This window comes from Aquitalea magnusonii (assembly GCF_002217795.2).
Classification (GTDB): Bacteria; Pseudomonadota; Gammaproteobacteria; order Burkholderiales; family Chromobacteriaceae; genus Aquitalea; species Aquitalea magnusonii_B.
Genome location: NZ_AP018823.1, coordinates 4057127 through 4078896, shown reverse-complemented (window position 1 = coordinate 4078896; position 21770 = coordinate 4057127). Strand labels below are relative to the sequence as shown.

General features: G+C 60.9%; 27 protein-coding genes. 17 read left to right on the top strand and 10 right to left on the bottom strand.

Features of this window, described 5'->3' with window-relative positions:
* The first annotated feature begins 30 nt into the window (after nt 1-30).
* The 3 genes from DLM_RS19090 to DLM_RS19080 all read left to right on the top strand — a co-directional run bounded on the left by DLM_RS19090 (nt 31) and on the right by DLM_RS19080 (nt 1516).
* Nucleotides 31-294, top strand: a complete 264-nt coding sequence (locus DLM_RS19090) for a hypothetical protein (protein ID WP_231959907.1) — start codon at nt 31-33, stop codon at nt 292-294.
* Nucleotides 291-602: a cell division protein ZapA gene (locus DLM_RS19085; RefSeq protein WP_089082537.1), complete on the top strand. Its 312-nt coding sequence runs from the start codon at nt 291-293 to the stop codon at nt 600-602. Before DLM_RS19090 ends, DLM_RS19085 begins: the two co-directional genes overlap by 4 nt.
* A gap of 293 nt (nt 603-895) precedes the next feature.
* Nucleotides 896-1516, top strand: a complete 621-nt coding sequence (locus DLM_RS19080) for a 5-formyltetrahydrofolate cyclo-ligase (protein ID WP_089082538.1) — start codon at nt 896-898, stop codon at nt 1514-1516.
* A gap of 41 nt (nt 1517-1557) precedes the next feature.
* Here DLM_RS19080 and DLM_RS23440 read toward each other — a convergent pair whose 3' ends face one another.
* Nucleotides 1558-1704, bottom strand: coding sequence for a hypothetical protein (locus DLM_RS23440; protein ID WP_167467168.1), 147 nt, complete (start codon nt 1702-1704; stop codon nt 1558-1560).
* 128 nt (nt 1705-1832) lie between these two features.
* On the opposite strand from DLM_RS23440, the gene DLM_RS19075 reads away from it, so the two are divergent.
* The 6 genes from DLM_RS19075 (at nt 1833) to DLM_RS19050 (ending at nt 8321) form a co-directional block, all read left to right on the top strand.
* On the top strand, nt 1833-2291 hold the full coding sequence (locus DLM_RS19075; protein ID WP_089082539.1) for an EVE domain-containing protein: 459 nt from the start codon (nt 1833-1835) through the stop codon (nt 2289-2291).
* A gap of 52 nt (nt 2292-2343) precedes the next feature.
* Complete coding sequence (gene pip, locus DLM_RS19070; protein WP_089082622.1) at nt 2344-3285, top strand: prolyl aminopeptidase; 942 nt, start codon at nt 2344-2346, stop codon at nt 3283-3285.
* 290 nt (nt 3286-3575) lie between these two features.
* Nucleotides 3576-6194: a leucine--tRNA ligase gene (gene leuS, locus DLM_RS19065; RefSeq protein WP_089082540.1), complete on the top strand. Its 2619-nt coding sequence runs from the start codon at nt 3576-3578 to the stop codon at nt 6192-6194.
* A gap of 106 nt (nt 6195-6300) precedes the next feature.
* Complete coding sequence (lptE, locus tag DLM_RS19060; RefSeq protein WP_089082623.1) at nt 6301-6858, top strand: LPS assembly lipoprotein LptE; 558 nt, start codon at nt 6301-6303, stop codon at nt 6856-6858.
* Nucleotides 6839-7843 (top strand): DNA polymerase III subunit delta, encoded by a 1005-nt coding sequence (gene holA / locus DLM_RS19055; protein ID WP_089082541.1) that lies wholly within the window; start codon nt 6839-6841, stop codon nt 7841-7843. The genes lptE and holA overlap by 20 nt, the downstream gene beginning before the upstream one ends.
* A 178-nt stretch (nt 7844-8021) precedes the next feature.
* Nucleotides 8022-8321, top strand: coding sequence for a hypothetical protein (locus DLM_RS19050; RefSeq protein ID WP_231959906.1), 300 nt, complete (start codon nt 8022-8024; stop codon nt 8319-8321).
* Between the two features lie 67 nt (nt 8322-8388).
* Here DLM_RS19050 and DLM_RS19045 read toward each other — a convergent pair whose 3' ends face one another.
* Nucleotides 8389-9174, bottom strand: coding sequence for a lytic transglycosylase domain-containing protein (locus DLM_RS19045; RefSeq protein ID WP_089082542.1), 786 nt, complete (start codon nt 9172-9174; stop codon nt 8389-8391).
* 122 nt (nt 9175-9296) lie between these two features.
* Between DLM_RS19045 and DLM_RS19040 the strand changes: the two genes are divergently transcribed.
* The 3 genes from DLM_RS19040 (at nt 9297) to ahpF (ending at nt 12222) form a co-directional block, all read left to right on the top strand.
* Complete coding sequence (locus DLM_RS19040) at nt 9297-9689, top strand: YidB family protein (protein ID WP_089082543.1); 393 nt, start codon at nt 9297-9299, stop codon at nt 9687-9689.
* A gap of 272 nt (nt 9690-9961) precedes the next feature.
* On the top strand, nt 9962-10531 hold the full coding sequence (gene ahpC / locus DLM_RS19035) for an alkyl hydroperoxide reductase subunit C (RefSeq protein WP_045845828.1): 570 nt from the start codon (nt 9962-9964) through the stop codon (nt 10529-10531).
* A 140-nt stretch (nt 10532-10671) separates the two neighbouring features.
* Nucleotides 10672-12222 carry an alkyl hydroperoxide reductase subunit F gene (ahpF, locus tag DLM_RS19030; RefSeq protein ID WP_089082544.1) on the top strand — a complete coding sequence of 517 codons (1551 nt, stop codon included), beginning with the start codon at nt 10672-10674 and terminating at the stop codon, nt 12220-12222.
* A gap of 191 nt (nt 12223-12413) precedes the next feature.
* Here the strand turns inward: ahpF and DLM_RS19025 are convergent, their stop codons facing one another.
* On the bottom strand, nt 12414-12923 hold the full coding sequence (locus tag DLM_RS19025; RefSeq protein WP_089082545.1) for a YcnI family protein: 510 nt from the start codon (nt 12921-12923) through the stop codon (nt 12414-12416).
* Nucleotides 12924-13068: 145 nt separating this feature from the next.
* Here DLM_RS19025 and DLM_RS19020 point away from each other — a divergent pair, with 145 nt between their 5' ends.
* Entirely contained in the window at nt 13069-13518 is a 450-nt protein-coding gene (locus DLM_RS19020) for a YiiD C-terminal domain-containing protein (protein ID WP_167467167.1), read from the top strand.
* 219 nt (nt 13519-13737) lie between these two features.
* Here the strand turns inward: DLM_RS19020 and rlmH are convergent, their stop codons facing one another.
* The 7 genes from rlmH to DLM_RS18985 form a co-directional block, all read right to left on the bottom strand.
* Nucleotides 13738-14208: a 23S rRNA (pseudouridine(1915)-N(3))-methyltransferase RlmH gene (gene rlmH / locus DLM_RS19015; protein WP_089082547.1), complete on the bottom strand. Its 471-nt coding sequence runs from the start codon at nt 14206-14208 to the stop codon at nt 13738-13740.
* A 126-nt stretch (nt 14209-14334) separates the two neighbouring features.
* Complete coding sequence (gene rsfS, locus DLM_RS19010; protein ID WP_089082548.1) at nt 14335-14706, bottom strand: ribosome silencing factor; 372 nt, start codon at nt 14704-14706, stop codon at nt 14335-14337.
* 154 nt (nt 14707-14860) lie between these two features.
* Nucleotides 14861-15505 (bottom strand): nicotinate-nucleotide adenylyltransferase, encoded by a 645-nt coding sequence (nadD, locus tag DLM_RS19005; protein WP_089082549.1) that lies wholly within the window; start codon nt 15503-15505, stop codon nt 14861-14863.
* On the bottom strand, nt 15502-16083 hold the full coding sequence (locus DLM_RS19000) for a beta-class carbonic anhydrase (protein ID WP_089082550.1): 582 nt from the start codon (nt 16081-16083) through the stop codon (nt 15502-15504). The genes nadD and DLM_RS19000 overlap by 4 nt, the downstream gene beginning before the upstream one ends.
* Nucleotides 16084-16276: 193 nt before the next feature.
* Nucleotides 16277-16723, bottom strand: a complete 447-nt coding sequence (locus DLM_RS18995) for a GNAT family N-acetyltransferase (protein WP_089082551.1) — start codon at nt 16721-16723, stop codon at nt 16277-16279.
* 4 nt (nt 16724-16727) lie between these two features.
* Nucleotides 16728-17720, bottom strand: coding sequence for a DUF2804 domain-containing protein (locus DLM_RS18990; protein WP_089082552.1), 993 nt, complete (start codon nt 17718-17720; stop codon nt 16728-16730).
* A gap of 35 nt (nt 17721-17755) precedes the next feature.
* Nucleotides 17756-18619 (bottom strand): MBL fold metallo-hydrolase, encoded by an 864-nt coding sequence (locus tag DLM_RS18985; protein ID WP_089082625.1) that lies wholly within the window; start codon nt 18617-18619, stop codon nt 17756-17758.
* 152 nt (nt 18620-18771) lie between these two features.
* On the opposite strand from DLM_RS18985, the gene DLM_RS18980 reads away from it, so the two are divergent.
* The 4 genes from DLM_RS18980 to DLM_RS18965 are packed head-to-tail and all read left to right on the top strand — an operon-like array spanning nt 18772 to nt 21665.
* Entirely contained in the window at nt 18772-19101 is a 330-nt protein-coding gene (locus tag DLM_RS18980; protein ID WP_089082553.1) for an ArsR/SmtB family transcription factor, read from the top strand.
* A 10-nt stretch (nt 19102-19111) separates the two neighbouring features.
* Nucleotides 19112-19549 (top strand): YeeE/YedE family protein, encoded by a 438-nt coding sequence (locus DLM_RS18975; RefSeq protein ID WP_089082554.1) that lies wholly within the window; start codon nt 19112-19114, stop codon nt 19547-19549.
* A gap of 2 nt (nt 19550-19551) precedes the next feature.
* The gene (locus tag DLM_RS18970; RefSeq protein ID WP_089082626.1) at nt 19552-19971 is read left to right on the top strand and encodes a DUF6691 family protein; all 420 of its coding nucleotides are present in this window, start codon (nt 19552-19554) and stop codon (nt 19969-19971) included.
* Nucleotides 19959-21665 carry a SulP family inorganic anion transporter gene (locus tag DLM_RS18965; RefSeq protein WP_231959905.1) on the top strand — a complete coding sequence of 569 codons (1707 nt, stop codon included), beginning with the start codon at nt 19959-19961 and terminating at the stop codon, nt 21663-21665. The genes DLM_RS18970 and DLM_RS18965 overlap by 13 nt, the downstream gene beginning before the upstream one ends.
* Nucleotides 21666-21770 lie beyond the last annotated feature (105 nt).

The window sequence follows — 21770 nt, the reverse complement described above, 5'->3', positions numbered from 1 at the left end:
CATGTCGGATACAGCAAGACCCGGTCGGGTTTGACGCTGACCGGGCTGGCCGTTATCCTCGCCGCCATGGACAAGGAACTGGAATACCTCGAATCCCGCGTGCAGGCCCTCATTGCCCGCATCAAGGAACTGGAAACCCAGAACGGTCGTTTTGCCCAGGCGCTGGCAGAAGCGCTGAAAGAAAACGCCGAGCTGAATTTCCGCGTGAATGAGACACGCAGCCGCGTGGCCGCGCTGGTGGAGCGTTTGCCCAAGGCAGATGTGCCGGAGCAGGCTGAAGGAGAGGCAGAATGAGCGATATCGTACAGGTCGAGATTGAGCTGCTCGGCCGTCATTTCACCATCGGCACCCCGACGGACGAGCGTGAAACCCTGCTGGAGGCGGTGCGCCTGCTGCAAGGCAAGGTCGATTTGATCCAGCAGCACGGCAAGGTGATGGATGCCGACAAGATTGCCATCATGGCGGCACTGAACATTGCACACGATTTGTTACGCACCAAAGTGGGAGAGGGCTTGGAAATGGCCTCGTTCCAGCGTAAAATACGCAATATGAGCGAAGCAGCCGATACGGCGCTACGCGAAAGCCAGCAAGCCCTGTTCTGATTTCTTACGCTCAGGCAGGAACTGGCAGACACCCAGATCAGCTTATCCCCTGCGGTGTTCGTGAAGGCTAACAATTCCTTTGTACCAATGCGTTCGCTTCTGGCCGCCAGCGTGAGTCACAGGTGTGTCGCGTCCCTTGCGGATGCGCCCGAAGTGGCTGGCAGGTGGCCCCCCCTGGAAACAGGGTACAAGCGAATTATGCCCAAACGACACTCGCGGGGGTCTCCCTTCCACGACCCGGCGCATCTTGCTCCGGGTCGTTTTCATTTGTTTTTCATTGTCAGGCTTGCGCCATGCCCACTCCCGACACTGCCGTCACCGACAAGATTGCCCTGCGCAAGGCCGTGCGTCGTCAGCGCATGGCCTTGACGCCTGCCTACCGCGCACAGGCCATGCGCGCGGTGGCGCGCCATGCCAATCGTTTGCTGCAACGTGGACGGCGTATTGGTGGCTATCTGGCGGCAGGCTCGGAGCTGGATGTGGAAATCCTGCTCAGTACCGCCCTGCAGCGTGGTGCCAGCGTATGGCTGCCGCAGATTCCCGCCCGTGGCCGGCGCATGTGGTTCTCGCGGCTGACCGCCAGTGGAAGCTGGTACCGGCATGCGCGCTACGGCATCGTGGAGTTTGATGGCCCCTGCTTGCGGGCAGAAAAACTGGATGTTTTGCTAGTGCCATTGCTGGCGGTGGATGAAGACGGCTATCGCATGGGGCAGGGCGGTGGCTTTTACGACAGCAGCCTGGCCTTCCGGCAGCGGTCACGCCGTTACGGCAAGCCCTTGCTGGTGGGCGTGGCTTACGATTGCCAGCGGGTGCCGCAGGTGCCGCGTGAAGCCTGGGATGTACAGCTGGATTATCTGCTGACCGAATCCGGCCTGCATCGTTTTGCCCGTGACCAGGGTGCCAAAGCCTCCTGACGGAGGCTGTGCCGGGTAGTGCGCATGCTGCCGGAGGCGGTTTAGTGACCCCAGTGGTGACCATAGCCATAGGCCGGGACGACAACCACCGGGACAACGACTTCTGGTCGATAGGCAACCCGTGGTGGTACCACCACGCAGGCGCTCAATGCACTGGCCAGCAAGACGCCAATCAACAGGCTTTTCATGATTTTCTCCGGTGAACAAGGGCCTGACGGCCAAGGTGTTTATCTGCTTCCAAGCATAATCGAGCACAGTCGCCGCAAGATGGCGTAAATTGTTAAGCCAAGCTTCCATTCATTAACAGACATTTCCCATGCGCTATTGGCTGATGAAGTCCGAACCGGACGAGACATCGATTGACGACCTGATGGCAGCCCCCGAGCGGGCATTCGAGTGGACCGGGGTGCGTAATTACCAGGCGCGCAACTTCATGCGAGACCAGATGCAGCCGGGTGATGGCGTACTGTTCTGGCATTCCGGCTGTGCCGAGCCAGGCATTGCCGGGCTGGCCGAGGTGGTGGGGCCGGCGCATGCCGACTCCAGCCAGTTTGATCCGGCCAGTCCGTATTTCGATGCCCGCTCGAGGCCTGATGCCCCGCGCTGGCAGTGTGTGGATGTGCGTTTCGTGCGCAAGACCCCGCTGCTGAGCTCCGCCTTGCTGCGTCAGCATCCGCCGCTGGAGCAGATGCTGGTGCTCAAGCGCGGCAATCGGCTATCGATCACACCCGTGACGCAGGCCGAGTGGGATTACATCACCAGCCAACTGTGCTGAACCCGGCCCTGCCGCCGCAGTTTGCTCCCATGCCAATCTGACAAGGATGCTGATGCTCTATCCGCCGATTACGCCCTACGCCAGCGGTATGTTGCCGCTGGATGCGCTGCACCAGATGTACTGGGAGCAATGCGGCCGGCCCGATGGCCAGCCGGTACTCTACCTGCATGGAGGCCCTGGCGATGGCTGTGCGCCAGCCAGCCGCCAGTTGTTTGATCCGGGTTTTTATCGGGCCGTGCTGTTTGACCAGCGCGGCAGTGGCCGCTCGGTGCCGCGTGGCGAGCTGCGCGACAACACCACCTTGCACCTGGTGGCGGATATCGAACGCCTGCGCGTGCATTTGGGCATAGAACGCTGGTTGGTGTTCGGTGGCTCCTGGGGCAGCACGCTGGCGCTGGCTTATGCCCAGGCGCATCCACAACGGGTGCAGGGCCTGATCCTGCGTGGCATCTTCCTGGGACGGCAGAGTGAAATCGACTGGTTCCTCCACGGGATGGGCCAGTTCTACCCGGAGGAATGGCAGCGTTTTGTCGCGCCTATCCCGCAGGACGAGCGGCAGGACCTGCTGCAGGCATATTACCGCCGCCTGTGTGACCCGGATCCGGCAGTACACTTGCCGGCATGCCGCAGTTGGGGGCGTTACGAGGCGGCGTGCGTGGCGATCCGACAGCGCCCCGAAGCCATCGCCCGCGCCAGCAGCGAGTATGTTGCCCTGTCGCTGGCGCGGCTTGAGGCTCATTATTTCGTCAACCACATCTTCCTGCCCGAGGGGCAGTTGTTGCAGCAGGTGGAGCGCATTCGTCATTTGCCAGCGGTTATTGTGCAGGGCCGTTACGATCTGGTCTGTCCGCCGGTGACCGCCTGTGAGCTGGCGCAGCACTGGCCGGAGGCGGCGTTCCATCTGGTGGAGGTGGCTGGCCATTCGCTGTGGGAAGACGGCATTCTGAGCGTACTGATGCAGCAGTTAGAGTCCTTCAAACACCGGGTGGACTGAGTCTGTAGTCCTCGCTGCCGTAAATTGATGCAAACATTGCCGGCCATTACCCGCCAAACCGGCCCCTGACATGCCCGCAGCTTGCCGCTGCCGCGGCTTTCTGCTTGCCGGGATGGCGTTGATGCCGTCTGCAGCCAAGCTTTTGTTTTTGTGCGGCTCTTATCGGCAAGGCCCTCTGGCCGCTATAATGGGCCGATTGAATTTGCGACGGACTGCCCAAGCTGCCCTGCCAGGCGGGGACTTGGGCAGTCCGCCCTTTTGTTTTCAAGCCATTCCAGACAAAGATCACCATGCAAGAAACCTACAGCCCGCGCGAAGTCGAAGCCGCAGCGCAACAAAAATGGCAGCGCACTGCCGCCTTCAAGGCCGTCGAAGACGCCAGCCGCCCCAAGTACTACGCCCTGTCGATGTTCCCCTATCCGTCCGGCAAGCTGCACATGGGCCATGTGCGCAACTACACCATTACCGACGTACTGGCCCGCTTCAAGCGCCTGCAAGGCTTTAACGTGTTGCAACCGATGGGCTGGGACGCCTTCGGTCTGCCGGCCGAAAACGCCGCCATGAAAAACGGTGGCGCTCCGGCGGCCTGGACCTATGCCAACATCGACTACATGAAGACGCAGCTGGACAGCCTGGGCTTTGCCCTGGACTGGGAGCGCGAGCTGGCCACCTGCAAGCCGGACTACTACCGCTGGGAGCAGTGGCTGTTTACCCGCCTGTTTGAAAAAGGCGTGATCTACAAGAAAAACGGCGTGGTGAACTGGGACCCGGTGGACCAGACCGTACTGGCCAACGAGCAAGTGGTGGACGGCCGTGGCTGGCGCTCTGGTGCCGTGGTGGAAAAGCGCGAAATTCCGATGTACTACTTCGCCATCACCAAGTATGCCGACGAACTGCTTACCAGCCTGGATACGCTGGATGGCTGGCCGGAACAGGTCAAGACCATGCAGAAAAACTGGATCGGCAAGAGCCACGGCTCCGACGTGGTGTTTGCCTACGACCAGGACAGCATCGGCCATGGCGGCGAACTGAAGGTGTACACCACCCGTCCGGATACCCTGATGGGCGCAACTTACGTTGCCGTGGCGGCGGAACACCCGCTGGCCACCCAGGCCGCGGCCAATAATCCGGCCTTGCAGGCTTTCATCGCCGAATGCAAGGCAGGCTCCGTGGCCGAGGCCGACGTGGCCAAGATGGAAAAGAAGGGCATGGACACCGGCCTGTTCGTCATCCATCCGCTGACCGGTGCCAAGCTGCCGGTGTGGGTAGCCAACTATGTGCTGTGGGGTTATGGCGAAGGCGCGGTGATGGCCGTGCCGGCGCATGACGAGCGCGACTTCGAATTTGCCAACAAATACCGCCTGCCGTTGCTGCAAGTGTATGCCAAGGTGGCTGGCGACAACGATTTCGACGCCAGCAACTGGCAGGACTGGTATGCCGCCAAGGACGACAGCGTACGCACCGTCAACAGCGGCAAGTACGACGGCAAGTCGTTCAGCGAGGCCTTTGATGCCATCGTCGGTGATCTGGAAGCCAAGGCTGCCGGTCAGAAGAAAACCCAGTACCGCCTGCGCGACTGGGGCATCTCCCGTCAGCGTTACTGGGGTTGCCCGATTCCCATCATCCATTGCCCGACTTGCGGCGATGTGCCGGTGCCGGAAAAAGACCTGCCGGTGGTGCTGCCGGAAAACGTGATTCCGGACGGTGCCGGTTCGCCGCTGGCCAGAATGCCGGAATTCTACGAAACCAGTTGCCCCAAGTGTGGCGGTGCCGCCAAGCGCGAAACCGACACCATGGATACCTTTGTGGAATCCAGCTGGTACTACGCCCGCTACGCCAGCCCCAAGTGCGACACCGCCATGCTGGACAAGGCAGCGGCTGATTACTGGCTGCAAGTGGACCAATACGTCGGTGGTATCGAACACGCCATCTTGCACCTGTTGTACGCACGTTTCTTCCACAAGCTGATGCGTGACGAAGGCCTGGTATCCAGCGACGAGCCGTTCAAGAGCCTGCTGACCCAGGGCATGGTTATCTGCGAAACCTTCTACCGCGAGCTGCCCAACGGCAGCAAGGACTGGATCGCCCCGCAAGACGTGGTGCTGGAACGTGACGCCAAGGGCAAGATTACCGGTGCCACCCATCGTGTGGATGGCCTGCCGGTGGTGGTGGGCGGCGTGGAGAAAATGTCCAAGTCCAAGAACAACGGCGTGGACCCGCAGGAATTCATCGAGAAATACGGTGCCGATACCGCGCGCCTGTTCATGATGTTTGCCGCCCCGCCGGAGCAAAGCCTGGAATGGTCCGACGCTGGTGTGGAAGGTGCCTTCCGCTTCCTCAAGCGCCTGTGGAAACTGGCCAAGGAACATGCCGACGCCGGTGTGGTGGCCGCTTATGCCGGTGGCGAGCTGAATGCCAGCCAGAAGGAACTGCGCTTCAAGCTGCACAGCACCATCCAGAAAGTGGCCGACGACTATGGCCGTCGCCAGCAGTTCAACACCGCCATTGCCGCAGTGATGGAACTGCTGAACACCTACGACAAGACCGACCGCAGCGATGCCGCCGGCCGTGCCGTGGCACAGGAAGTGCTGGAAAGCGTCACCCTGCTGCTGTCGCCCATCGTGCCGCACATCACCGATGCCATCTGGTCGGTGTTGCAGCCGGGCAGCGAGCTGCTGCAACAAGCCTGGCCCAAGGTGGACGAGGCCGCGCTGGTGAAGAGCGAAATCGAAATGATGGTACAGGTGGCCGGCAAGCTGCGTGGCAGCATCACTGTGGCAGCCGATGCGGCCAAGGATGTGATTGAAGCCACCGCCTTGGCCCATGAAAACGTGCAGAAGTTCATGGAAGGCAAATCGGCCAAGAAGATCATCGTGGTGCCGGGTCGTCTGGTGAACATCGTCGTGTAAACCCCGGCCCGCCCTGCACGGGGCGGGCTACCAATCCTGCCGGTCAGCTTATCCTCCCCGCTTGGGCGGGGCTGGGCCTGACCGGCTCCTGTTACGGAGAACAGGCATGAACCGAATCCTGCACGGACTGGCACTGGCCAGCCTGGTGTTCCTGCTCAGCGCTTGCGGTTTTCACCTGAAGGGCATGGGTGGCAGCAGCCGCCCGCTGCCATTTAACAGCGTCTATGTGGAAGAGGGCAGCAGCAAACTGGGACCCATCCTGCATGAAACGTTGGCGCGTAATGAAAAGCTGGTGCTGTTGAGCGCGCCCAAGCAGGCCGAGGCGGTGCTCAGTGTGTTGAGTGAAAACCAGGCCAGGGAAGTGTCCACCATCAACAGCGGTGGCAAGGTCAACGAGTACTTGCTGAGCTATACCGCCTCGGTACGTACCGTGCTGGGCGGGGTGCCGGTGGAGCCGGACATGGTAATCTCGGTACGCCGCTACCTGAACTATTCCGATAGCGATGTGCTGGGCAAGGAGCAGGAAGAAGCCCTGCTGTGGAACGATATCCGCCGCGATGCTGCCGAGCAGCTGATCCGCCGCCTGGCCTATCTGCCGCGTCCGGCGCAGCCGGGCAAAGCCAGCCAGAGTCTGAAGCCTGCCAATGCCCAGCCTAAGCCCTGAGTCGCTGGATGCGGTGCTGGCCAAGGGCCTGGCACCGCTTTACCTGATTCATGGCGAGGAAACCCTGCTGGCGCTGGAGGCGGCGGACAAGCTGCGTAAGCTAAGCTCTTCCCAGGGCTATCAGGAGCGGGAAGTCCTTACCGTTGAGGCGGGGTTTGACTGGTCGCAGCTACGTGAATCCATGAGCAGCGTATCGCTGTTTGCCAGCCTCAAATTGCTGGAAATCCGCATTCCGGGTGGTAAACCCGGTACGGAAGGGGCAGAGGCACTGCAGCAACTGGCCGCAGCACCACCACAAGACACCATCACCCTGATCACCCTGCCCCGGCTGGAAAAGGCCCAGTTGCAATCCAAATGGTTTGCCGCACTGGAAAAAGCCGCCGTGGTGGTGGAGGCAAAGCCGGTGGGCCGTCATGAACTGGCCGGCTGGATTGCCCGGCGCATGAAGCTGCAGCAGCAGCAGTTGTCGCCGGAGGCACTGAGCTTCTTTGCCGACCGGGTGGAGGGAAATCTGCTGGCGGCACGGCAGGAAGTGGACAAACTGGCCTTGCTCTATCCGGCAGGGGAACTCAGCCTGGAACAACTGCGCGAGGCGGTGGCTAATGTCGCGCGCTTTGATGTGTTCCATCTGTCTGAATCCTGGCTGTCGGGTGATAGCGCACGGGTGCAGCGCATGCTGGAAGGTTTGCTGGCCGAAGGCGAATCGCCGGTGCTGGTGTTGTGGTCCTTTACCGAGGATGTCCGCATGTTGTTGCGCTTGCGTCAGGGTTTGAAAGATGGCCGGCAACTGCGCGATCTGGCGCGCGAACTGCGCTTGTGGGGTGACAAGCAGCGGCTGGCGGAACCGGCCTTGCGCCGGATTGGGCCACGCAAGCTGATGACGGCGCTCTCGGAATGTGCGCGTATCGATCAACAGATCAAGGGGGTGGCGGTTGGCGACCCCTGGCATTCCTTGCGAGGTTTGGCCCTGCTATTGGCAGCATGATGTAGAAAAAATATCGGTATCTGAAACGGTCAGCATGAGCTGGCCGTTTTTTTTTAAACAAATCCAAGTTTCTCTGTTTTTGTTTAAATTTCTTTTAATAAACTATTGAGATTGTTGGAATGCTGCCATATGATAAGCAAGAGTTAATACATTTTAAACAATAAAGCAAAGAACAAACATGATGCAAAACGAGGGCGTCAGTGCGGCTGTTACGGCTGGAGAGCACCGTACCCGCAGCAAGGTGGTACTGGTTGAAATCATCCATCAAACCCTGGAGGTGTTGCTGACAGCAGAGGATGCACGCCTGGTTCACTGGGACGGTCGCATCCTGCGCATCCACAAGCTTTCATCCCGCAAGGCAAACCAGATCCTGCACGCTCCGGATGCCTATCCGGGTTTTCTAGGCGTGTTTGATCACCGGGCCTGCTACCGCGATCTGGCCGAACCGCTGGGTGAGATTCTGGGTGTGCAGTTGTAAGTCCTGATGTGCGCGACAGCAAAAAGGCCTTCAGAAGAAGGCCTTTGTCATGTGGTGGGCGGTATGGTTACAGCGCTGCTGCTTGGGGAGGGCTGATGCTGCCTGGCAGGATCATGGCCTTGATGCGGCGAGGGCCACGCGGATGACCGATATAGACCTGCCCGGTACGCTTTTCGTAGGAGGCCAGCACCTTGGCCACGTAATCACGGGTTTCGTCGTAAGGGGGGATGGTATTGCGATACTTCTGTACCGCCCCTTCGCCAGCATTGTAGGCGGCAATCACCAGTGGCAGGTCATTGTTGAACTGGCTGAGCAGAAAACGCAGATAGCGGGCACCGGCACGCAGGTTTTGTCGCGGGTCATCCAGCCGGCTGACGCCAAAGCGTTCACCAGTCGCCGGAATCACCTGCATCAGGCCGATGGCACCCTTGGGGGAGACCGCCTGCGGATTGTAACCGGACTCCACGGTAACGATGGAATGCAACAGGTCGGCATCCAGTTTGAACTCGCGCGCGGTCTGGTCGATCAGATGCTTGTACTGCGAAGCCAGCTTGGAGTTGTAAGCCGGCGCACTCACACTTTTCAGTCCGTCGGTACGCGCTGCCGCGGCTACCGGCAAGCGGTTATCGTGGCTTAGCGTGGCACCCAGGCCAGGGGTGGTGGCATCGTCCAGTGCGGCGTTGCTGCCGCTGCCGGGCAGCATGCTTTTCTGGTAGAGCTGGTAGCGTTCGTCAAGCTGGCGATTGGCGAGATGTACCTGGCCCTGCTCGTCCACAAAACCATAAAGATCGGCGTGTACGTTGTTGGCAAACAGGCAGGCCAGCAAGGCCAGGGCAGCATGAAATAATCGCATTGGGCTGGAAATGGCAGTAAGAATGGGTAAAGAACGCGCTATTGTACTGATTTTTCTATGCTATTTTGCAAGTAAAGTTTGTTGAAGACATTTTAAACCGTTTTTCCGTGAAAGGACGAAACATGAGCCTGTTTGATCAGCTGGGTAGCTTGCTGGGTGGTGAAAGCGGTGGTGTGAGTGGTGCCGTGGCGGCATTGATGGAACAAAATGGCGGGTTGGCCGGCCTGCTGGAAAAGTTCAATAGCGGCGGCATGGGCGAGCTGGTGTCGTCCTGGGTGGGCAGCGGCAGCAACCTGCCGGTATCAGCCGAGCAAATCCAGCAGTTGCTAGGCAGCGAGCAGCTTGGCGCGCTGGCGCAGCAGTTTGGCCTGGGCCCGCAACAGCTCAGCCAGGGCCTGGCAGATTACCTGCCGCAAGCCGTGGACAAGCTGACGCCGGATGGCCAGTTGCCGCAAGGTGGTGATCTGTTGTCGCAGGGGCTGGGCTTGTTGCAGGGCTTTTTCAACAAAAGCTGAATAAATAGTGGGCAATCCCCGGAAAAGCCGCCTGATTGGGCGGCTTTTTGCTGTCTGGCCGTGGTGTGGTGGCCACAGTTCTGATCATTCCCCACCACAAACATCGGTTTCTTGTCGTTATCTGGAGTGGTTTGATTTAGATCGATAGGAAAATTCTATTTTTAACATTTAAACAATCAAGTGGATCAATTGATTCGTCCCGCATAAGATAGCCTCCATCAAATCGCTAATGCAGCAAGCAGCAAATCCACTTTCACCTGAAGGAGCTACACATGTCCGTATCGCTGATCAATACCGAAGTCAAACCGTTCAAGGCTACCGCTTTTCACAATGGCAAATTCATCGATGTCAGCGACGCCGACCTGAAAGGCAAATGGTCGGTAGTGTTCTTCTACCCGGCTGACTTCACCTTTGTCTGCCCGACCGAACTGGGCGACCTGGCTGACAACTACGCCGAATTCTCCAAGCTGGGCGTGGAAATCTACTCGGTATCCACCGACACCCACTTCACCCACAAAGCCTGGCACGACAGCTCGGAAACCATCGGCAAGATCAACTACCCGATGATTGGCGACCCGACCGGCATCATCAGCCGCAACTTCGGCGTGATGATTGAAGAAGCCGGCCTGGCCGAACGCGGTACTTTCGTGATCGACCCGCAAGGCAAGATCCAGATCATCGAAATCAACGCCGGTGGCATTGGCCGTGACGCCAGCGAACTGCTGCGCAAGGTAAAGGCCGCCCAGTACGTAGCCAGCCACCCGGGTGAAGTATGCCCGGCCAAGTGGAAAGAAGGCGAAGCCACCCTGGCTCCGTCGCTGGATCTGGTTGGCAAAATCTAAGCCAATGCAGCCTGCCGTGCCGCGTACTGCGGTACGGCCTCCGGGCCGCAGCCAGCGGCCCGTCTCCCTACCACCCGATTGCAGCGGCAAGCTGTTGGCAGCGCATGAGCTTGCCAGTGCAATTGCCTGAGGATATTCCCATGCTCGACACCACCATCAAGACCCAACTGACCGCCTACCTGGAAAAACTGCAGCAGCCGATCGAACTGATTGCCAGCCTGGATGACAGCGCCAAGGCGCAGGAAATGTTCAGCCTGCTGCAAGACATTGCCAGCCTGTCGCCCAAGGTAACGCTGAACAGCAATGGCCAGGCCGCGCGTCGCCCGTCCTTTGCCATCGCCCGCCCCGGTGAAGCTGGCCGTATCGAGTTTGCCGGTATCCCGATGGGCCACGAATTCACCTCGCTGGTGCTGGCTCTGCTGCAAACCGGTGGCCATCCGCCCAAGGTGGACGAGGACACCATTGCCCAGATTCGCGGCCTGCAAGGCAGCTACCAGTTTGAAGTGTTTGTCTCGCTAAGCTGCCACAACTGCCCGGACGTGGTACAAGCCGTCAACCTGATGGCAGTGCTCAACCCCAATGTGCGTAGCGTGATGATTGATGGCGGTGTGTTCCAGCAGGAAGTTACCGAGCGTCAGATCATGGGCGTACCGGCCATCTATCTGAATGGTGAACAGTTTGGCAGTGGCCGCATGGGCCTGGAAGAAATCATCGCCAAGCTGGATAGCGGTGCCGTGGCGCGTGAAGCCGAAAAGATTGCCGCCAAGGAAGCATTCGACGTGCTGATCGTCGGCGGTGGCCCGGCCGGCGCGGCTGCCGCCATCTATGCGGCGCGCAAGGGCATCCGTACCGGTGTGGTGGCCGAGCGTTTCGGCGGCCAGGTGCTGGATACGCTGGCGATTGAAAACTTCATCTCGGTGCAGGAAACCGAAGGGCCCAAGCTGGCGATGGCGCTGGAACAACACGTCAAATCCTACGATGTGGACGTGATGAACCTGCAACGCGCTGCTGCGCTCAAGCCGGCGCAAAACGGCCAACTGGCCGAGGTGACGCTGGAAAGCGGTGCCGTGCTCAAGAGTAAGGCGGTGATTGTGGCCACCGGTGCGCGCTGGCGCGAAATGAATGTGCCGGGCGAAGCCGAATACCGCGCCAAGGGCGTGGCTTACTGCCCGCACTGCGATGGCCCGCTGTTCAAGGGCAAGCGTGTGGCGGTGATTGGCGGTGGTAACTCTGGCGTGGAAGCCGCCATCGACCTGGCCGGCATCGTCACCCATGTCACCCTGCTGGAGTTCGGTGACAGCCTGCGCGCCGATGCGGTGTTGCAGAAGAAACTGCACAGCCTGCCCAATGTGCGCGTCATCACCAATGCCCAGACCACCGAAGTGACCGGCGACGGTCAGAAGGTGAACGGCCTGAGCTATCAGGAGCGCATTACCGGGGAGACCCACCATGTGGCGCTAGAAGGCATTTTTGTGCAGATCGGCCTGCTGCCCAATACCGACTGGCTGAAAGGCAGCGTTGCCTTGTCGCCGCGCGGTGAGATCGAAGTGGATGCCAAGGGCCAGACTTCGGCCGAGGGGGTGTTTGCTGCCGGTGATGCCACCACAGCACCGTACAAGCAGATCATCATCGCCATGGGCGAAGGTGCCAAGGCCAGCCTGTCGGCCTTTGACTACCTGATCCGCAGCTAAGCCCTGCTGCAATCAAGCAAAAATCCCCTTGGGTCCGTTATGGATGCAAGGGGATTTTGTCATCTGTCACGCCGTGTCCGGAATGTGCTTTGGCGCGGCTGACAGGATAGCGTAGCGTCGCTGGGGCAAGGCGCGCCGACGCAGACAGTAGCTGGCGTGCGACGCTGCAGCAGGTTTATTGCCAGTGTTGCTTAGTGGTGATGGGCTTCGCCCGGCGCGGTTACTTGCAGCACTGCCGCCGGGGATTTCAGGCTGTGGCCATCCTGGCCTTCAGCCGGAATCTCCACCCAGTTGGTGCTGCCCTGCGCGCATTGCTGCTTTACCTTGAAGAACAGCTTGCCCGGCTGGGCGGCAATGCGGGTCTGGAACACGAATTCATCGTAAAAATCGGCCGGCAGATTACCACCGCTCCAGCTGATGCGGCTGACATCCTGCTTCACCAGCGTGCCATGGTTGTCGAATGGCGTGACCGCGGACTTTTCCACTTGCACCTGCCAGCCGGCCTTGGGCATGGGGCGCGCCAGTTGCGCGCCTGCCGGCAATTCCACGCTGATGCCGGTGGTGGGGCTGCCATCACAGCCATGGCCCACTTTCAGCACGGCCTTGTAATAGCTGCCGCTGGCGGCAGTCGGGGTTTCCAGCGTGACGTGTGCCTGTGCGCTGGCGGCCAGCAGCAGGGCGAGGAGGGCGAGCTTTTGCATGCTTGATTCCTGGATGAGAACGGTTATCAACCAGGGATTGTAAGGGAAGTCCATGACCGCACCCTGCGACATCTTGTCGCAGCCATGGCTGCCTCGATGTGCTGGCTGTGGCATGCTGAAGGCTTATTGCAGCAAAGGAGTTGTCGTGCAGCATTACCAGGACATCGAGGATTATCTGTATCAGGCCATCCCGCTGGCACAGGCCATGGGGGTGAAAGTACGTCATGCGGCAGAGGATGCCGTCACGCTGTGGGCACCGCTGGAGCCGAACATCAACCATTGCGCCACCATCTTTGGCGGCAGTGCGGCCGCTGTGGCCACGCTGGCGGGCTGGCTGCTGGTGTATCGCAAGTTGCAGGCCCTGGGGGTGCGTGGGCAGGTGATGGTGCGGCGTAGCCAGATGGATTATCAGAAGGCCATGCACGGCGCGTTCAGCGCCAGCACCCTGCCAGTGGCCGATGCGGTCTGGCAGCGCATGGCTGGCGCCTTGGCCAAGGGCCGCATGGCGCGGCTGCAATTGGTGGTGGAGCTGGAGTGCGGCGAGGTGGCCGCTGGGCGGCTGGATGGCGAATTCGTGGTGTTGCCGCCCAACTGAGTGTCGCCGAACCGAGCGCAGCCGATAGGCAGATGGTTGACATACCCCTCGCGCTTGCTGAAAGGAAAGCCAGGCTTCCTTGTTCAATTGGCAAGGCAAGGGCGGGGGAGTGGGGAATGGATGGAAAAGCTGCGCAATCAAGTGCTTAGTTGGAAGGCCCGGCTGTGCCGGGGCCGCTGCACGCGCACTAAATAACGTTGTCAGCCGCCTGCACGGGGCTTATTCGCGGTGGTAGGGGTGATTGTTGAGGATGGAGTAGGCGCGGTAAATCTGCTCGCCCAGCATCACCCGCACCATGCCGTGCGGCAGGGTCATGGCCGATAATTGCAGCAGCACGTCGGCGCGCTGTTTCAGTTCGGCGGACAGGCCGTCGGCACCGCCGATGATGAAGCACACGTCATCACCACCCGCCATCCAGCTTTTCAGCTCTTCGGCCAGTCGCACCGAAGTCCAGTTCTTGCCGCGTTCATCCATCACCACCAGCTTGCAGCGGGGCGGAATGGCCGCCATCAGCCGTTCGTGCTCGGCGGCAATGCCTTTTTCCGCCGTGACGCCACCACCACGCTTTTCCGGTTTGATTTCTTTCAGTTCCAGGCTGATGTCGCGGCCAAAACGCTTGGCGTAATCGTTATAGGCTTCGTCAACCCAGCGCGGCATTTTGGTACCGACGGCGAGAATGGTGATTTTCATGGCAAGGCTTCAGCGCGGCGTGCGGCGCAGGTGCGTGATGTTACCTGCGATGGAGATAACAGGGGAAGGGCGGCAGACGGGCGGGTGCCACTGCTCTGCCGCAACTGATGCAGCCTGGACGGCCTATCAGGTATTGGCTTGCCACGGACGACCACCGGCCGGGGTGAAGCTGGGCTTCTGGCCACCCCATAGCTGTTCCAGGTCGTAGTAGTCGCGTACGGCCGGCAGCATGACGTGAATCACCACGTCACCGGCATCCACCAGCACCCATTCGCCACTTTCGTTGCCTTCGGTACCCACCAGCTCCACGCCGGCTTCCTTCAGGGTAACGGCCACATTGTTGGCCAGGGCTTTGACCTGACGGTTGGAGTCGCCGGTGGCCACGATCATGCGCTGAAACAGCGAAGTCAGCGCGGAGGTATCCATTTCGATAATGTCTTTGCCCTTGATGTCTTCCAGGGCGGTGACTGCCAGCTTGGCAATGTCTTGAACTTCCATGATGTCCTTTTGATGTCAGTAGTGATACGTGGCGGCATCTGGGCGGCCAGAGGTATCCGGTAAAGAGCGTTTGCCGCAACCTGCGGCAAAAACGGGCAAGCGCTGTCCCCTGTATGGGACAGGCCTGCGGCAGTGTCTGCCTGGCTTGCCTTGTTTAGAGATATAGCTTGTGCTGGCGGATATAAGCCAGCACCGGCGCACTGAGCAGGGTGCCGGTATCGGCACCGCTTTGCAGGCGCTGGCGTATTGCCGTTGCCGATACGTCCAGCGGTGGCAGGGCCAGGGGGCGCATTGTACCGGAAGGCGCGCCATTTGAAAAATCAGTGACTTGGCGTTGTTGCCATTGTGTGCGCACGGCAAGCGGCAGCCGGGTTTCGTTGAAGCCCGGACGCAGGGCAACGGCGATATTGGCCAGCGCGAACAAGTCCTCCCAGCGGTGCCAGGTGTGCAGCTTGGCCAGCGAGTCGCCACCGATCAGCCACCACAAGGGACGCTCCGGGCCGATTTCGGCGCGGATTTCTTCCAGGGTATCGATGGTGTAGGCCGGTTTGTGGCGATGGATTTCACGCTCATCCACGGCAAGTCCGGGCAGGTCGGCAATGGCCAGCCGCACCATCTCCAGCCGCTGTACCGGGCTGGCATGCGGGCCGTGCTCGCGGTGGTAAGGTTGACCGGCGGGAATCAGCCGCACCTCGTCCAGTGACAATTCGCTGCGAAAAGCCTGTGCCATGCGCAGGTGGGCGCTGTGGATGGGGTCGAAAGTCCCGCCGAACAGGCCCAGTGCCGCCCCGGTGTTCATGCGTGAACGGGGGCCTTGCCGGTGTAGCCGTCGATGATCAGCTCCAGGCGGCCGGTGGAGGGGTGAATCACCATGCCGTGTACCGGAATGTCCTTGGGCATCAGCGGATGGTTGCGGATGGTCTGCACGCTGTGGCGCACGCTGTCCGACACATTGTCAAAACCCTTCAGCCAGTTGTCCAGGTCGATGCCGGCATTGCGCAGGGTATCGATGGTGTCTTCGCTGATGCCGCGTTCGGTGGCATGCGCCAGAATCTTGTTGGGGTCGATGGCGCGCATGCCGCAGTCGCGGTGGGCCACCACGCAGATTTCCTCGGCACGCAATTCATACACCGCCACGATGAGGGAACGCATCACCGAACCCCAGGGGTGGGTAATCAGCGCCCCGGCGTTCTTGATCAGCTTGGCATCGCCGTTTTTCAGGCCCATGGCCTTGGGCAAGAGTTCGACCAGACGGGCATCCATGCAGGCGAGCACGGCCAGACCCTTGTCGGGAAACTTGTCGGTCTTGAATTGTTCGTATTCGTGATTTTCGACGAAGCTCCGATTGTGCTCGAGAATGGTATTCAGCACACCCATGCGCGTGATCTCCTGGCTGAGGTTAGATTGAATGCTCTAATCGGGGCGCCATGCTAACACGTTGTCAGTCGCGAACAGGGGTATTTCGCCATGGCAGCCGGCTCGGCAGCGCGGCTATGGTAGACCAGTTTCCGGCCCGCAGGCCAACTTTGTTGATGCGGCGATCACAGAGGGTGCGTGGGGGAGAAACCCTTCAGTGGGTGTCGCCTAGCTGTTTGCGGAAGGTTTTCTGGCCGGGGCTCAACTGATAGCCCTGGTGTTGGTAAAAGTCCGGTGCTTCGTCGCGGTGGATGGCCGCGCGCAGGGTGACGGTGGTGGCCCCCTTGGTGCGAGCCCAGCGCTCTGCCACATGCACCAGCGCGCGGCCCGCGCCGCGTCGTCGCCAGCGCAGGCCAACGGCCAGACCGCCAATTTCCACCGCGGCAGGCGATTCCAGCAAAGGCCGCCAGAATGCATGCAGCCAGCCAGCTACTTCGCCTTCGATTTCGGCTACCCATAGCTGATGCAGGTCGGGGCTGCCCAGCAGCATGGTCAGCCGCTCACTCAATGCCTGGCTGTCCGAGGGATAACCCATTTCCTCGGTCAGGGCGGTCAGGGCGGGTACATCCTGGTAATTGGCGGGGCGGATAATGATGGTCATGGCATTACCAACGTGCGAAATGGTCTTCGGTTACGCCGGCCAGGTTTTGCACCACATGCACCGCCTGGCTGACTGGGTGGCTGATATGGCCATCGAAGCGGCCAATCACTTGAATATAACGGCTACTGGCGATCAGAAGGTTCTGATTTTTTGACCGCAGGCCTTCTGGTGTGAATTGCAGCGCCAGTAGGCCATCATCACTGTGTATCTGCCAGGGGCGCAAGGGCTGTGCCGGATCGTAGTCAAATGTGACGCCGGCCAGCGGGAAAAGCTGCCTGTCCATCCATAAGGCATTTTCGCCATCGCCCATATAGCCTTGTTGCAGATTGAAACCCAGCCCTGCCCGGTGGGCGCTGGCCCAGCGCCAGGCGGTTTGCCGCGCTAGCAGGCCATTGGAGTAGTCCAGGCTGGCAATGGCACCATCCAGTGAAAACCGCTGGCCCTGGCAGTCGGCGAAGCCGCTGACCTCCAGTGCGCCGGATTTATGGGTAGAGTGGGCCAGCCAGTCGCCAGGGGCAATGGCTGCCAATACCGGTGTTTGCTGGCTGACGGAAATATGGGCGGCGAGCTGCAGTTGGGCGGAAGTGACCGTCACGGCCAGATAGCCATCCTGGCGGCCAAAGCAGATGCGCAGCTTAGGGCTGTCATAGCGGGCTGCGCCAAAGGCGTGGTCGGAGACATGGGCCTGATGGCGCGGAAAGCTTTCTGCACTGACATCGGCCAGCAGGCGACCGGCGCGGCGGTCGAACAAATAGGCAAAGGCTGCCCCGGTCCAGCCCACGTCCACCACCGCCAGGCCGATGATGTAGTCGGGGTGGGTCAGCGCCAGGTATTGCCAGCGCTTGTGCCGCAGCGGTCGCAATATGCGCTGCCAGCGTGATAACGGCATGCGCTGCCAGTCCAGTTGGCCAATCTGGCCCTGATAGCGTCCGAATCTGGGCTGGCCCTGTTCATCCAGCAAGGCATCCGGCGCGGCGGGGAGATCAGGTAATGGCATGACAGCAAGGCCCGGCTTGAAACACACGTTTGAGTCTACAGCATATCCAGCGGTATTTTCAGGTAAGCCACCCCATTGTTTTCCGGCAGGGGCAAACGACCGGCACGGATATTGATCTGGATGGCCGGCAGAATCAGCTGGGGCATTTCCAGGGTGGCGTCCCGTGCCTGGCGCAGGCTGACGAACTCTGCCTCGCCGATGCCCGCATGCAGGTGGATATTGTGCTGCTTCTGTTCCGCCACGCTGCTTTCCCAGGCAATCGGTCGGGTGCTGGCCGGGTAATCATGACACATGAACAGTCGGGTGCTGTCCGGGAGCGACAGCAGTTTGCGTACCGAGTGGTAGAGCGTGGCCGCATTGCCGCCGGGGAAGTCGCAACGGGCACTGCCTACATCCGGCATGAACAGGGTGTCGCCGACAAAAACGGCATCGCCAACCTGATAGGCCATGTCGGCCGGGGTGTGGCCGGGAACAAACAGGGCCTTTGCTTGCAGGGTGCCGATGTAAAAAATCTCATTATCGGCAAACAGGTGGTCGAACTGGCTGCCATCGGTGGCAAAATCCTCCCCCAGATTGAAGATGGGCCGGAAGATTTCCTGCACCTGGATGATGCCGCGGCCAATGCCGATCTTCCCGCCAGCCTGCTGTTGCAGCCAGGCTGCGGCCGAAAGATGGTCGGCATGGGCATGGGTTTCCAGAATCCATTGCAGTGTCAGAGCGTGCTGCTGGAGAAAGTCCAGCAATTGCCGGGCGCTGCGGCTGGCGGTGCGGCCGGATTTGGCATCGTAATCCAGCACCGGGTCGATGATGGCCGCCTGTCCACCTGGCTGGTCATACACCACATGGCTCACCGTGGCGGTAGCAGGGTCGAAAAAGGCGGCAAGCTTGGGCTGTTGCATGACGGGCTCCATGGCAAAGGCAGGCATAAGGTTTTGCGCTGCAGGCATCGCCTGATTGCAATCATTATACTATAATATATATTATTATTTGCGCCGTATCCTGTGCCGCTGCATGCGGAAACAGTGATCTGCGGCCACTAGGGACGGAAAACATGGATTTGATGTTACTGCGTGCCAATGCCAGCCGTGCGGCGGGTTTGCTGAAAAGCCTGGCCAACGAGGATCGCCTGCTGCTGCTGTGCCAACTGGTGGATGGTGAAAAAACCGTTTCCGAACTGGAAGGGCTGACTGGCATCCGCCAGCCCACCCTGTCGCAACAACTGGGTGTGTTGCGTAATGAAGGGCTGGTCAGTACCCGGCGCGAGGGCAAATGGATTTACTACACCATTGCCAGCGCCGAGGCCATGACCATGCTGGCGGCCTTGCATGGCGTGTTCTGTGCGGATGGCGCCTCGCCGTCAGCCGAGCCGTCACAAGAATAGAGGAAAGCAGATGCAAATCGACTGGGCAGGCTTTACCCCGGCAGCGGCCTTGGCTGGCGGCATGCTGATCGGCCTTGCCGCTAGCTGGCTGGTGCTGATGAATGGCCGTATCGCTGGTATCAGCGGCATGGTGGGCGGCCTGCTGGACCGTGCTGGCGACTGGCCGCTGCGGCTGGCTTTTGTGCTGGGTCTGCTACTGGCTCCGGCGCTCTGGTGGCTGTGCATCGGCAATTTGCCGCGCGTGCAGCTGGACGTGTCGCCGCTGCGCCTGCTGCTGGCGGGCGTGCTGGTGGGAATCGGCACCCGGCTGGCCTCTGGCTGTACCAGCGGGCATGGGGTGTGCGGGCTGTCACGCCTGTCGCCGCGCTCCTTGCTGGCCACCCTCAGTTTCATGCTGAGCGCCGCGCTCACGGTGTATATCGTGCGCCACTGCCTGGGATGGGCTTGACCATGAGCAAACTGCTTTCTGCGCTGCTGGCCGGCCTGCTGTTCGGCCTGGGCCTGCTGTTGTCCGGCATGGCCAATCCGGCCAAGGTGCTGGGTTTTCTGGACATTGCCGGCCACTGGGACCCCAGCCTGGCCTTGGTAATGGCCGGTGCCATCGGCATTGCCTTTTTTGCCTTCCGCCGTGCCGAACGGCAAAGCCACAGCCTGCTGGGTGAGCCGATGCAATTGCCCGACAAGCACAAGCTGACCTTGCGCTTGCTGCTGGGCAGTGTGCTGTTTGGTATCGGCTGGGGGCTGGCGGGTATCTGCCCCGGTCCGGCCCTGATCCTGACCGGCATGGCGCTGCCTGCCGGGGCCATGTTCCTCCTCGCCATGCTGGCCGGCATGTGGCTGGCACGCCTGCTGTCACGATGGCTGCCCTGAGCGGCCTGCTGCCAGGCTGGCTGCGGGGCTATCGTCGCCAATGGCTGGCTGGCGATCTGACCGCCGGCGTGGTGGTCACCCTGCTGTTGATCCCGCAAAGCCTGGCTTATGCCTTGTTGGCCGGCCTGCCGGCCCAGGCCGGTTTGTACGCCAGCATTGTCCCTTTGCTGGTGTATGCCTGCGTCGGACGCGGTTATGCCCAGTCGGTGGGGCCGATGGCGTTGACTTCGCTATTGACCGCCGCCACCCTGTCGCGTTTTGCCGAGGCCGGCAGCAGCGACTATCTGGCACTGGCCTTGTGGCTGGCCATTCTGTCAGGCCTGATTCTGTTGATCATGGGCATGGCGCGTTTGGGCTTCATTGCCGATCTGCTATCCGAGCCGGTACTGGCGGCTTTTACCACGGCCACTGCCTTGTTGATCGTGCTGTCTCAGTTGGGGCCGCTGAGCGGGCTGCATTTGCCCGGCAATGCGCTGCCGCACTATTTGTTGGCCTTGTGGGAACAGGCTGCAGCATGGCAAGCATCTTCTTTGTGGCTGGGGCTGGCGGTGCTGGGCTTGCTGCTGGTGTCGCGGCGTTGGGGGGCGGCAGCCCTGCAGCGGCTTGGCATCGCTGCACCTGTCGCCAGCGTGTTGCTGCGTGCCATCCCGGTACTGGCCATGCTGGCCGGCACCTTGTTACCGCCAGCTTGGCAGGTGCCGGTGGTGGGACCGATTCCGTCCGGGTTTCCCTCGCCGGTACTGCCGCTCATTCCGCTATCGCAACTGGCAGACCTGGCCATGCCGGCCTTCTTCATTGCCCTCATCAACTATGTGCAGGGCTTGTCGGTGGCCCAGTTGCTGGCCGCCCGCCGCCAGGAGAGTGTGGACCCGGACCGGGAGCTGCTGGCGCTGGGCTTGTGCAATATCGCCGCCGGGCTGGCCGGTGGTTTCCCGGTGACTGGCGGGCTGAGCCGCTCGGTGGTGAATGCCGATGCCGGGGCCAATTCCCCGTTGGCCTCCTTGGTAACGGCGGCGGCCATGTTGTTGCTGATTTTCCTGGCCACCGCTCCTCTTGCCTTGCTGCCGCTGCCGATACTGGCGGCCACCATCATCGCCTCCCTCCTGTCCATGCTGAATCTGGCCAGCCTGCGCCGAGCCTGGCTGGCTGAGCGTGCGGATGCCGTGGCCTGGCTGCTGACATTTTGTCTGGTACTGCTGTTGGGGGTGGATAGCGGCATCATGGCCGGCGTGCTGGTTTCGCTGGCCACCTTGCTGTGGCGCAGCAGTCGACCGCATATTGCCGTGCTGGGGCGCGTGCCGGGGACGCACCATTTTCGCAACTGTCTGCGGCATGCGGTGGAAAGCCTGCCCGGCGTGCTGATGCTGCGCGTGGATGAGAGCCTGTATTTCGGCAATGCCCGGCAGGTACGCCAGGTCCTGCTGTCCAGAGTGCGGCAGGAGGGCGGGGTACGCCAGGTTGTGCTGGTGATGAGTGCGGTCAACCGGGTGGATACCACCGCGTTGAGCATGCTGGAAGGGCTGGACCAGGCTTTGCAACAGGCAGGCGTGGAATTGCACCTGGCCGAGGTCAAGGGGCCGGTGGCGGACATCCTGTTGCGGGCGGGGCTGGCCGATTGCTTTGCCGGCAGGGTGCATCTTTCCACCCAGGCCGCCTGGGAACATCTGGCCGGACCGGTGGATTATCAGATCTGAGTGCTGGCGCGTGGCAGGAAAGTGTGGCCGGGTGCTGGTCCGCATGCCACGGCAGGACTATGCTGTGGCAATTCCGGATGCTGACCGGTTTACAGGGTCAGCTTG